Below are 10867 nucleotides of genomic sequence, written 5' to 3' on the forward strand. Positions count from 1 at the left end.
CTGGCACGAATGCCGGATCCTGGGCAAGTGATTTGGGCCGAGTCACTTGCGTGGCGGCCGCGGCGTATTTCGGTTCCTGTCAGGGTGTTGCGGGCCGCAACACTTGCTGTGTAGCTGGCACAGATTCCGGTCACGACCGCTTCGCTCTGGGCCGCGTTACCACGATATTCTGGTTGTCCACCTGACATCATGGATGTGTACCCCGATTAGGCTTCAGCAGATGCAGCATTCCGCTGAGTGTGTGTTTTGCGGTTTGTATCGACTCAGGGCTACGCGTCTGCGTTAGCGTCTTCGTCGGCTGCTCTGCGCCCTCTGGCGGGGCTGAAGCGTCTTGACGCTCGGGGCTCGCTTTTGCCTTGTCGTCAGGGTTCCATTGGCTGTTGAAATCGCCGCGAACGGCCATGCCGACGAGCGTCATTAAGTATCCAAGCGGGTTTCGGACCCCTCCCGAGTCACAGCGGTGGACCCATTGTTTGATGAGCGCGGTTTTCAACTCTGCTGGAACCTTTTGCAGCGCCAGGACCGCGTTCTGTTTTTGCTCGACCGGTAGTCGATGCAGTGCACCGAGCAAATCGGCAGCGATGTCGTTTGGTGTGGGCGGTACATGTACAGAGCTTTTACAAACATCTTTGTGTGTATCTGTATACGTACTATATGAGTTCGGATGCCGAACTAAGTCCGAACTCAGTGATTTACGGCTGAGTTCGGCATCCGAACTCTGCTCCAAAGCGATTCGCTCTTCGCCTTTTTCACTGAGTTCGGTATCCGAACTCAGTGGAGATAGAGCTATATTTTGCTGAGTTCGGATTCCGAACTCAGTCGCTTTAAGAACGACTGGAGCCTGCGCTTTGGTCCAGGCCTGGCTATTCATGCGGGATTCGATGATGTCCAGCCTGCTAGGTAAGCGTTGGCCAACATCAGGATCAGCTGCAAATTCCTTCCAGGCAATTTCTGCCACTTCGCGAATCACCTTGGTCTGGTGCTGCATTGACTGCGCGAGTAGCTGCAAGTAGTCCTTGTCGAACTCTATAGCTTCGGCCGGTGTGACCGGTTCGTCGTGAAGCAGGTAGACGTTGCCTTGCACTTGTCCACTCAGATCATTGCGCACCCGTCGCCCCAGGCTAAGCCAACGGGTGAGACGTAAGGTCACTAATGCTTTTGATACAGTTTCACGCGAGGCAGGCCTACCGGGTTGCATACCCAAATATGGCCGCAGTTGGTCATAGGTAGGGAACGCCGTAAGGCCGTCGTCATTGATCAGTAGGCGAAATACCTGCCAGGTGTTTCTTTCAAGCGGGGTTAAGCGATCATCCAAAAGCAATCGGCGAGGAACCGTTTCGTGTGGGTTCCCGCTGAAAATAATTCCGGAGTAGGGGGAAGACCCTTCAATCCCCGGAGGCGCCGACTCTTTTTTCTGAAGCAAATGAGCTTCAAGGTGACCCGAGGCCGAGTCTAAAAGCGTCGACAAGGGAAGCCGAGACAACCTCATAATACAGAGTCACCTTCCACCGATGTCGCTGCAGGCTGTGCAAGTCGTTGAGAAGACACAAGCTGTAGCCTTCTCGGAAGGCCAGGGTTTGCAGGAGGGTAAAGCCCTTCCTTTATCCAGGACTGAATGCGATGCCAGATGATGGCCAGGCTGAGGTTTTCGTGGGTCTCATCTGGGCTAGTATCCTGTGGAGCATTGAGTTCCTCGGCGACCAACATGGCGATGTCCAGCAACGCGAGACTGTCGCCAAGCTCTACCTGATGCTCTTGCATTAGGTGCGTCCATCGGTACCAAAGCTGAGCGTCCATCTCCTCACTGAATTCGCGCCAACGGCCACGACGTGCCGTCACGCCGATCATTAGGCGTTGAAGGGCCACATCCTGCGGAGACAGCCCGAAGAACTGTTGCAGCATTTGAGTGGTCGCGCCAAGTCGCAGCGCACGTTCAATCATGCGCACTTCTTCATCAGAACGCTGCGCGCCTGACAGTAGTTTTTTTACCATGTCCCCATCAATGGTGACGTTGCACCAAGACACGGGAGTGTTAAGCAGCAAGCTCAGTACTGAAGGTTGTTGGAGCTGAGCCAATATCTCTGGCTCCAGGCCCATTTCGATGCAGCGCCGAAGTTGGCCATTACGCATGTGATGAAGCACCTGTGACAGGATTGCTTCATTTATTGGTGTCTTGGACATGACGACTCCCCCTTGTAGAGTCCGTGTGTTAACTGGCTGAATTCGGACCGTTGTTGGCGACTGACTGGATTTCCAGGTCAATCAAACGTCTTGCGAGACGAATAATGCGGAACAGCTTCACTAGAGCGCCGTCGCTGAGACGGCATTCACTTTCAGGGGGCTGATCTTTTGTGTGAGGCTGGCCCAGTAAGATCTGGCCCAGTCCGGCTGCGAACTCAAAGTCAGCCAACGCGTCGATTTGAAGCTTGGGTTGCTGCTGAATCATTTTCAGTACGATGGCCATCGAGCCGCTCAAAGACTGGAGCAGCGTCAAGGTATGTTGGGCTGTGGCAGTAATTTCGACTTCCGCTTCGGGGTGTCGGTAGCTGAACCCGACGCCACCATCGATATCGATAAATTGACCTGGGGCTTTGACCGAGCTGGCTATTTCGCGAGCCAATTGAGCGATGTGCTGACGCAGGGTCGCGGTATTGTCTATTTCGCGTTCGATGTACCAAAGGTCAGAAATGGGATTGAGTCCGCCAGCTTGAACAGGGATGGCCACCAAGGCATTGGAGGCGAAGTCGGGCAAGACCTCACCGTCAAGCGCAGCGAGCTCCCGTTTCATCTTGTCGACTCTGGGAGAAGTCTTCACAGGGCTCGCAACGTGCCCATCGATACGTGCTTGGCGCTCTTGTGGGCTCATTTGCTCCTGCGGAGTTGGGGCCAGTTGCTGTTGCACCCCTTGAGGTGAAGGACTCTCTTTGGAGGGCGTCGTCTTATGTGTGCTGCCCCCCGAAGTAGTAGGGGGTAGTTGTAGAGGGTTCTGATTAGCCTCAATGCCATTGTTCGAAACGTTAAGTTGAGTCCCCCCCTCAAATTGCGATGCAGGGTACTGTGGCAGCTCAAGAACCGGCGTAGACCGGCGCAATTGGTTCTGGTTCTGAGTGATTTCCAACAGTATTTGCTCGTAGCCGAGGTTCAGCGGCTTTTTAAGGTGATCTATCAGTTCGTCCTGAAATCGCTGGAATAGAAATTCTTCAGCGTCGCCCTCAAACTGGGACAGTACATCTTGGAAAAGCGTATCGAAATCAAGGTGCTGCTCCTGCTCTTGATAATTGCGATCCCAGCACTGAAGAGCTGTTTTGCGCAAAGACAGAAGCTTTATGATTCTGTCTACTCCCAGTCCAGAGTACAGCGCGCCTGGAATTGCTGGCAGTAAGTACCGAATGGTGTCGTGCATACGACTCAAGTGAGACGCGGAGACCGGGTAGCCATCCGCTGACAGCCGCCGTGAAAGCTCACGTAATGAGATAGACTCCCCTGCCTCTGTTTCATACAGCGCTCTCGCTTTGTCGACCCCAATAGCCCGCTCAATGAACAGGAGCTGGCCTTGGAGGTCGTTTTCAGCCAAGTGGCCGGTGAGCGAGATGATTTCGCCCCGAACGGCGTCCCAGGGTCGAAATAGGCAGTGAAACTTGAAGTACTTCTCGTCGCCGGTCTCACGATACAACTCGTTTAAAATTGCCAGGCGAGTGTTGCCGCCGTTGCGGATCCGGTACTTATCTTCCCCAGGTTTACGAGTGACGGGAGGTGGCGTATCGAGTCCCCGATTTCGTATCGACTCTTTAATTTCATCGTACTTCGGGTTACGAGTCGTCCTTGGGTTTTCGTCATACGGCAGCGTTTCGTCGAGAGTCAACAGCATGGGGGTATCGACGATGGGGTCGCTCATTCGCGCTGCCACCGGCGACTTCGATTCAAACGCCGGCAGCAACAGCTTATCTTTCATGGTTTGGGCCAAAGACGCTTTCATACTCTGGCTCCTGGCTGCTCATAAGCCGGGCTTGCCGCCAAAAGCTGGTCAATGATTTTCAAAGCACGATCCAGAGCAGCTTCAAGTTCGGCAGTTGTCTCCAGCCGATAAACAATTTCTGAGTTCATCGACCTGGCGTTTTCACGTGCTTCCAACGCGATGCGTTCGCGCATCCCGTCGGGCAGGCGAATAACGAATTTTTCTTCATGCAGACGCTGTGGTTTGTTACTCATGGTGGGCTCCGATGCCTAGGGTAGAAAGTGTGTTCAGCGACGTTTCAACTGATCAGTGAGTTGGGTAGGTAACCCCTTGATGACTAATGAATTGGACGCCTCGTCGTACTCGATCTTGTCCCCTAGCAGATGCGCTTCAAAACTGATGGACAAGCCTTCGGCACGGCCGGTGAACCGACGGAATTGGTTGAGAGTGCGTTTATCCAGGGGGATTTCCGGCGACAGGCCGTAGTCCTTATTGCGGATATGGTCGTAGAACGCCTTGGGGCGATCTTCATCGATCAAGCCTGACAGTTCCTCCAGGCCCATGGGTTCACCGAGCTTGGCCTGGCTGGTGGCGTAGTCCACCAGGGCCTTGGTTTTCTCGCGGGCCGATTCGTCTGGCAGGTCTTCGTTTTCAACGAAGTCGCTGAACGCCTTGAGGAGGGCGCGGGTTTCGCCCGGGCCGTCGACGCCTTCCATGCAGCCAATGAAGTCGCTGAAATACCCCGAGATCTTCTTACCGTTTTTGCCTTTGATGTACGAGATGTACTGCTTGGATTGCTTGTTGTTCTGCCACTCGGACAAGTTGATACGCGCTGCCAGGTGCAACTGGCCAACGTCCAGGTGGCGTGAAGGAGTGACGTCCAGATCGTCAGTAACCACCACGCCTTCACTGTGGTGGAGCAGGGCGACAGTTAGGTAGTCGGTCATGCCTTGCTGGTAATGGGCAAACAGTACGTGGCCACCGGTGGAGAGGTTGGACTCTTCCATCAGCTTTTGCAGATGCTCGACCGCCGTGTGGCTGAAGGCGGTGAAGTCCTGGTCACCTTCAAAGTACTGCTTTAACCAGCCGCTAAACGGGTGCGCGCCGGACTCGGCATGGAAGAAACCCCAGGCCTTGCCTTGTTTGGCGTTATAGCTCTCGTTGAGGTCGGCAAGCATGTTCTCGATGGCGACCGATTCGGATAGCTCCGAATCGCGTGCCTGGAGAACAGCAGGTGTGCCATCGGGTTTTTTGTCGATCAGGTGGACGATGCAATGACGGATAGGCATTAGATTGCCTCCTGCGAGTGTAGGGTTTGAGCTCGATCAGCACGACGAATACGGGCTTTGGCGTTGAGGCCTGAGCGGTAATCGCTTGCGGTTGATGAGGTGTAAATCGATCCAAGGCCAGATTTCGTGAACTTGATATGGCCACCTTGAGTGCGAGACACCGTCCAGCCATTCGCTTCAGCAAACTTCACGAGTACACGAAGGCTCTCGCTTTTTCCGCGTAGGAGATTGGTGGTCATAGCTCTGCATCCCTGTCTGCCAGAACGTTACCGGTCTGGATCGCGATGATTTCAGCCTGATCGCCAGGAAACTTGGTACCGAGCTCATGCAAAAAGTGACGCGTAGCCTCACGTGCTCCAGGCACGCGGAACACCACGCTGCAGTGCTGAACTTCCGCGGGGTGTTGCAGGTGAGACATGACGGCCACTTTCAGCGAGCAGCACTGGAGGTAGCGGGGCACCCAAACCGACCAGAAGTAGCTGGATAGCAAGGCGCCCGCACAGAGCAGTTCAACGGTAATTGTTGCGCTGGGCGTGTTGGTCAGCTCGACGTAGCCGAGCTTCTCAAACTCCAACAGATCCTCACGCATGCTCATTGGGACCACGGTGCTGTGGTCACGAGCAAGGCGGCCGATCGCTTGAGCTAATGCGTCGAGCTCCACCGGGTTGATCCCAGATTTATGGGCATGAGCCACAGCAGAGGCTTCGAACACGGCACCGGCATGGATACTAGGAAATAGCTCGGCGCTACTGTGCATCCGACACCTCCTGAAGCTCCTCGATGTCATAGCTATTGCAAGTAGGGCAAATAAGCTCGTCCACTTCACCGCCGGGTAAGGCTGGAGCGCCACTCACTTGATGTTTCGGGTGGTGGCTATCGCATTGAAGGCACCAGTGAGTGATGCGTACGAGAGTATTCATCGCTGAGGTGTGCTTTTTCATAGTTGAGCCCCTTGCCAGCCGGCGTTGGGACTGAGGTTGGCAAACCGGGTCTGATTGGCGATGAAGGCTGTTCGTACGGTCCCAGTTGGGCCGTTACGCGCCTTGCCGAGAATGATTTCTGCAATGCCTTTGTGTTCGCTCTGAGGGTGGTACACCTCGTCCCGGTAGACGAACATAATCAGGTCCGCGTCCTGTTCAATCGCACCGCTATCACGCAGGTCTGCGTTGATCGGACGCTTATTTGGCCGTCGCTCCAGTTCTCGGTTGAGCTGGGAAAGCGCAACCACCGGGCAATTCATCTCTTTCGCTAGGGCCTTGAGGGACTGGGATATAGCGCTGATCTCGTTGGCCCTGTTTTCCTGACCTGGGCAGCGCATGAGCTGCAGGTAATCGATCAGGATCAAGCTCGGGTGTCCGAAGCGACGAGCTGCTCGACGAGATTTAGCTCTGATTACTGCAGGCGTGAGCGCTGATGAGTCGTCGATGACCAGCCGCTCTCCATAGCCATTAATACGAGAAACCGCTGCAGTCAGCTTCGGCCAATCATCATCATCGAGCTTGCCCTTCAATAGCCTGCCCAGATCGATATGGCCTAGGATGCCCATCAATCGATACATCAGTGCTTTGGCCGGCATTTCCATGCTGAAAACCTGAACTGTACGATCAAGCTTTGCCTGCAGAGCCGTATCTATGAAGTTCAAGGCCAGAGAGGTCTTCCCCATAGACGGGCGCGCGCCGAGGATGATCAGGTCGGCTTCTTGAAAACCCGACGTCAGCTCGTCCAGGTCCTCCAGGCCTGAAGGCAGGCCGGTCACGGTGATATTGCCGTTGAAATGTTCGTCTATTTGTTCGACGACGTTCGTCAGGCATTGGTTGATATTGACGAATTCCGTTGCGCTCTTGCCTTCACCCAGAGCGAACAGTTGCTGTTCAATTGATTCTTGAACATCCTCCGCACTTGCCAACGGGTCTGTCGCCTCGCGAGAGCATTGGTATCCAAGGGACATGAGCTGTCTGAGCCGAGAGCGATTACGCACGATGGATGCGTAATGCTCGATGTTGGCTACAGACGGCGTGTTTTTGGCCAGCTCGCCCAGATAGCTCAGCCCTCCGGCTTCGTCTGGCTCCTCCAACGCGTTGTGGACGGTGACGATGTCGAACGGAATGGACTTGTCAGCAAGGCTTGCCATTGTCCGGAACAGCAACCGATGGTCGTGTCGGAAAAAATCAGAGGCATCCAGTTTGTCTGCGACGAGATCCCAGGTGTTGTTGTCGAGCAGTAGCCCACCTAACACACCTTGTTCAGCCTCTACGGAGTAGGGAGGTGAGAGGTCAAGGTGATTCATTTCCCAGACTCCTGGCCTATCTGAAGAAAACCACTCCCGTTGCGTGCCCCCAGGGCTTTGACCATGTCGACTTCAACCTTCGCTGAATTGATCATGACCTGAGCAACCTCGGCAACCGCTTTGGCCCGTTCGATTTCCATTGGTCTTTCTGGGTCCAGGAGGCTCTCGATCGCGACGAACAGGTGATTACGTAGATCTTCAATCTTGTTCTTCATGTTCAACCTCCCGGATGGTGCGTTTGAGTTTGCCGATAGCGCGTATTGCGGATTTCAGCTCTTCCGGATACCGATGAATGGTGTTCCGACGCATACGTTCTGCTCTCGTCAGCAACTCCAGGTTATTCAGGGCTATATGGGCCTTGTTGCCGTCCTTGAAGCACACGCACATGTTTATAGGGACTGGTCCGTGATGCTCCTCCCAAAGCAGTACATGCACGGCTTTCCAGTCAACGGGTGGGTAACCGGTATCGGTGATTTTCTTCTGCTGATAACCGTCAGGAGTTGTGCGCAGGCTGCCAATAGGCAGCCAGTTCCCCGGTTTATTGCCGGCCTTAAACTGCGTCTGAGTCATACGGCCAGAGGAGGGGAGCCCCTTAAGGCCCTTATTCCATGGGACGGATCCCTTGGGAAAGCGGAATTCTGCGCCCAACTTGCCGTCAAGCCGGCCACAGAGACTACTGCGAAGAAACTCGGCGCTTTTGCTCAAGCCCAGCCGTTTGGCTTTGGCATAGACCTGATAGACGCTGAGCCCCAATTCGGCGGCTAGGACCTGAGTCGGTTCATTGGGATAGCGGGCAATGAGCGAGCGCTCTTCTGCCTCACTCCAAACATGGTGTTTGTGAACCGGGGCAAGCCCAAGTTGGGATCTGGCTTGTTCCAGCGCCGCCATGGCCAAAGGTGAAAGCGAATGAGTTCTCATTGGCTCCCTCCATGCCCAAGGGCTCCTTGTGACTGCTGTCCGACACCACGATGCAGCCTGGCATGCTTGCCCTGGTCCCATCCCGCTTGCAAAGAGCGGGTGTCATGACCTTTGGCTTCGATGGGCTTGATAATGGCTAGCGTTAGTTTTGGATGATGCCATTCCAGGTAGGCTTGGATCTCCAGCGCAGTGTTTTCGTCTATCCCACCTGCAAACTGGTTCACCTTAGAGGCGACGGCATTGAGCCAGCCCTCGGCAAACAGTTGGCCGCGGTGACGTTTGGTTTTCAGTTGGCAGCGCTTCTGCTGGGCAACATGAGCTCGTCGGGCTGCGACAAGCTGGTGATGCAGCGTTGAATAGGTGTGAGCTGCCAGATCGGGTGAAATACCTTTCCCCAAGAACTTGAAGGACCAGCCAAGTAGCGGATTGAAATACGCCAAGTGGCTGCAATCGAAGGCTTGGGAACAGATTGAGGCCAGGTTGTGCAGCCAATCCTGCGGTGCCCGACGGGTTTTGGTACCCACAATGGATTCTTCGATTGTATGGGCAGCGACTTCGGTGTGTTCCAAGTTGTACTGATTCATCAAATGGCGAGCTTGACGAAGTGCAATTTCCACTTCGTTTGGGGCAGCGCCTTGTGACTTGGCCAGCGCCATGAGTTTGGCGACCTTGCTGAGGACTTTTTGCTTGTCCATCATTCACCCCCTTCCTGTTGGAGGCGGGGGGAGAGCGCCTCTGACCACAGGCGAAGTGTTTCTTCCTCATCAGCAGAGAGGTGAGTCCGGGCAAGGCAGTCCGCAACCTTCTGTTTCAGGGCATCAAGGCGGTCTTGAACACTTGACCCATCGTCGTAAGCAATCTCTTGCTCAACAGCTTGCACAACGTCATTACGAAGAGAGAGAACCGTGCTTATCCAAAAAGCACTTGGGCTGGTCCAGCCAATGAGCTTTCGAGTTCTGGCAGGCGACAGGTAATCACGGAGCCTGAGATTGAACTCCCTAGGGGAATAACCATTCCTGAAAACGTCTGCTCGATTAAGCGTCAGCGCTGTTTTAAGAATATCTAGAAGAGGGTCCAAAGCCGTTGGCTCAGGAGCAAAGGGTTCTAAATATGTTTCAGCTACCAGGCGTTTGGCTTCGGCATATCGACTTTGCTGACGGCGTTTGGCTTGGTTTTCGTCGCGGCCGCGCTTTTCCTTCGCGTGCTTAATGTTCGAGTTCACTGACTCGATAAGCTTCGCGGCGTCCTGCAAAAGCTGAAGCTGGTCAACGCTCAACTGAGCGCCAATCCGACCGGGTAATTGGTAACCGCTTGTCAGGGCTCGGATTTCTCGTGCGGTTCCACTGAGCTTGGCTTGCAAGCTGCGCAATTGCTGAGCGCTGTAGTACTTGCCAACCTCTAGGATGAGGTTTGCAGTAATACTGCGGGCGTCGGTAATGGAGGGCTTCGCCATTTCAACGACCCTCCCTCACCAAGTTAGCTACCTTTTCCTCGGTCATGGCCTCGAAGCGGTCACGCCATTCTGGAAAAAGCTCAATGGCCAATTGGCGGATCACGACAAGGGCTGCAGGGGATATGCGGTTGGAAGGCTGTCTGTATTCCAAGCGGTGTACTGGGACGCCCAGGGATGAACTGTTACGAAACACCACTGCGGAGGGGACGACGCATTCCAGAACGTTGATTTCGTCATTGTCCTGGAAAATTTCCCGTACCGACTGCTCGATCATTTGCGCGTCGGTGGTTTGGTCGAGATTGTTGACGACGATCCGCACAGGAGGGATTTTCATGCCCAGGCGCCCATAGGCGCGCAGGCCGTCCAGCATCTGCATGGATCCCCGGCTGAACTCCCGTGCAGCGAGCATATTGGGCGGAAGTGGGGATATGACCAAATCAGAGGCTAGGACCACCATTTCGAGCATTGCCGACCTGGCGCCTTGGGTGTCAATCAGTACCAGGTCGAAATGATCTTTGAAGCCCGGCATCAGGTTGGCGAGTCGCAACCGTCCGTCAGGTGCTTGCAGGATCAGGCTGTTCAGTTGGTTGTTGATGTCGTTGGAAATGACAAGCGACAGGTTTGGTATCGTGGTGCTGGATATGATCTTGGCTGATTCGGTGATATTGAATGCCAGCAGGTCGTAGATGCCTCCTTGAGCTTCATCGACCAATTGGTAATACGAGGAGAGCGAAGGCTGTGCAGGATCTAGGTCGATCATGAGCACGCGCAGGCCTGCATCCGCACAAAAAGCGCCGAGGTTGGCCTCGATGGTAGTTTTGCCTACGCCGCCTTTGGTCGAAACGACCGCAGAGATTTTCATGGTTTGGAGCCTCTAATGTGGGTTCATTAGAGGCTGCGAGGCCACGGAAACAGCTATGTGTAGCGAACACGATCCTGGGCTATGAAGCACTAAAACCAATTGT

General features: G+C 54.5%; 13 protein-coding genes. All 13 read right to left on the reverse strand.

Annotation, left to right across the window (positions count from 1 at the left end; genetic code table 11):
* Positions 1–187 precede the first annotated feature (187 nt).
* Complete coding sequence (locus A7D21_RS32830) at positions 188–1489, reverse strand: STY4528 family pathogenicity island replication protein (RefSeq protein ID WP_019816979.1); 1302 nt, start codon at positions 1487–1489, stop codon at positions 188–190.
* Positions 1486–2181, reverse strand: coding sequence for a DUF2857 domain-containing protein (locus A7D21_RS32835; RefSeq protein ID WP_008437329.1), 696 nt, complete (start codon positions 2179–2181; stop codon positions 1486–1488). Before A7D21_RS32835 ends, A7D21_RS32830 begins: the two co-directional genes overlap by 4 nt.
* A 28-nt stretch (positions 2182–2209) precedes the next feature.
* Complete coding sequence (locus A7D21_RS32840) at positions 2210–3976, reverse strand: ParB family protein (protein ID WP_069553736.1); 1767 nt, start codon at positions 3974–3976, stop codon at positions 2210–2212.
* A complete protein-coding gene (locus A7D21_RS36500) occupies positions 3973–4209 on the reverse strand; it encodes an Arc family DNA-binding protein (RefSeq protein WP_008437327.1) in 237 nt (78 codons plus the stop codon). The genes A7D21_RS32840 and A7D21_RS36500 overlap by 4 nt, the downstream gene beginning before the upstream one ends.
* A gap of 33 nt (positions 4210–4242) precedes the next feature.
* Positions 4243–5244, reverse strand: a complete 1002-nt coding sequence (yejK, locus tag A7D21_RS32850; protein WP_008437326.1) for a nucleoid-associated protein YejK — start codon at positions 5242–5244, stop codon at positions 4243–4245.
* On the reverse strand, positions 5244–5483 hold the full coding sequence (locus tag A7D21_RS34970; RefSeq protein ID WP_008437325.1) for a type II toxin-antitoxin system HicA family toxin: 240 nt from the start codon (positions 5481–5483) through the stop codon (positions 5244–5246). The genes yejK and A7D21_RS34970 overlap by 1 nt, the downstream gene beginning before the upstream one ends.
* Positions 5480–6001, reverse strand: a complete 522-nt coding sequence (locus tag A7D21_RS32855) for a hypothetical protein (protein WP_008437321.1) — start codon at positions 5999–6001, stop codon at positions 5480–5482. The genes A7D21_RS34970 and A7D21_RS32855 overlap by 4 nt, the downstream gene beginning before the upstream one ends.
* A gap of 180 nt (positions 6002–6181) precedes the next feature.
* The gene (gene dnaB / locus A7D21_RS32860) at positions 6182–7531 is read right to left on the reverse strand and encodes a replicative DNA helicase (protein ID WP_008437319.1); all 1350 of its coding nucleotides are present in this window, start codon (positions 7529–7531) and stop codon (positions 6182–6184) included.
* Complete coding sequence (locus A7D21_RS32865; protein ID WP_008437317.1) at positions 7528–7746, reverse strand: hypothetical protein; 219 nt, start codon at positions 7744–7746, stop codon at positions 7528–7530. The genes dnaB and A7D21_RS32865 overlap by 4 nt, the downstream gene beginning before the upstream one ends.
* Positions 7730–8449 (reverse strand): HNH endonuclease signature motif containing protein, encoded by a 720-nt coding sequence (locus A7D21_RS32870; protein WP_020301295.1) that lies wholly within the window; start codon positions 8447–8449, stop codon positions 7730–7732. Before A7D21_RS32870 ends, A7D21_RS32865 begins: the two co-directional genes overlap by 17 nt.
* Positions 8446–9147, reverse strand: coding sequence for a DUF2786 domain-containing protein (locus A7D21_RS32875; RefSeq protein ID WP_008437315.1), 702 nt, complete (start codon positions 9145–9147; stop codon positions 8446–8448). The genes A7D21_RS32870 and A7D21_RS32875 overlap by 4 nt, the downstream gene beginning before the upstream one ends.
* The gene (locus A7D21_RS32880; protein WP_008437314.1) at positions 9144–9902 is read right to left on the reverse strand and encodes a hypothetical protein; all 759 of its coding nucleotides are present in this window, start codon (positions 9900–9902) and stop codon (positions 9144–9146) included. The genes A7D21_RS32875 and A7D21_RS32880 overlap by 4 nt, the downstream gene beginning before the upstream one ends.
* 1 nt (position 9903) lies before the next feature.
* Positions 9904–10764, reverse strand: a complete 861-nt coding sequence (locus A7D21_RS32885; RefSeq protein WP_008437313.1) for a ParA family protein — start codon at positions 10762–10764, stop codon at positions 9904–9906.
* Positions 10765–10867 lie beyond the last annotated feature (103 nt).

It is taken from the genome of Pseudomonas sp. AP19, from assembly GCF_001728855.1.
Taxonomy (GTDB): domain Bacteria; phylum Pseudomonadota; class Gammaproteobacteria; order Pseudomonadales; family Pseudomonadaceae; genus Aquipseudomonas; species Aquipseudomonas fluorescens.

What these genes read in the sequence shown, in the direction of transcription:
- A7D21_RS32830 (WP_019816979.1), bottom strand. Translation starts at nt 1,489, where the DNA reads ATGAGGTTGTCTCGGCTTCCCTTGTCGACGCTTTTAGACTCGGCCTCG.
- A7D21_RS32835 (WP_008437329.1), bottom strand. Translation starts at nt 2,181, where the DNA reads ATGTCCAAGACACCAATAAATGAAGCAATCCTGTCACAGGTGCTTCAT.
- A7D21_RS32840 (WP_069553736.1), bottom strand. Translation starts at nt 3,976, where the DNA reads ATGAAAGCGTCTTTGGCCCAAACCATGAAAGATAAGCTGTTGCTGCCG.
- A7D21_RS36500 (WP_008437327.1), bottom strand. Translation starts at nt 4,209, where the DNA reads ATGAGTAACAAACCACAGCGTCTGCATGAAGAAAAATTCGTTATTCGC.
- yejK (WP_008437326.1), bottom strand. Translation starts at nt 5,244, where the DNA reads ATGCCTATCCGTCATTGCATCGTCCACCTGATCGACAAAAAACCCGAT.
- A7D21_RS34970 (WP_008437325.1), bottom strand. Translation starts at nt 5,483, where the DNA reads ATGACCACCAATCTCCTACGCGGAAAAAGCGAGAGCCTTCGTGTACTC.
- A7D21_RS32855 (WP_008437321.1), bottom strand. Translation starts at nt 6,001, where the DNA reads ATGCACAGTAGCGCCGAGCTATTTCCTAGTATCCATGCCGGTGCCGTG.
- dnaB (WP_008437319.1), bottom strand. Translation starts at nt 7,531, where the DNA reads ATGAATCACCTTGACCTCTCACCTCCCTACTCCGTAGAGGCTGAACAA.
- A7D21_RS32865 (WP_008437317.1), bottom strand. Translation starts at nt 7,746, where the DNA reads ATGAAGAACAAGATTGAAGATCTACGTAATCACCTGTTCGTCGCGATC.
- A7D21_RS32870 (WP_020301295.1), bottom strand. Translation starts at nt 8,449, where the DNA reads ATGAGAACTCATTCGCTTTCACCTTTGGCCATGGCGGCGCTGGAACAA.
- A7D21_RS32875 (WP_008437315.1), bottom strand. Translation starts at nt 9,147, where the DNA reads ATGATGGACAAGCAAAAAGTCCTCAGCAAGGTCGCCAAACTCATGGCG.
- A7D21_RS32880 (WP_008437314.1), bottom strand. Translation starts at nt 9,902, where the DNA reads ATGGCGAAGCCCTCCATTACCGACGCCCGCAGTATTACTGCAAACCTC.
- A7D21_RS32885 (WP_008437313.1), bottom strand. Translation starts at nt 10,764, where the DNA reads ATGAAAATCTCTGCGGTCGTTTCGACCAAAGGCGGCGTAGGCAAAACT.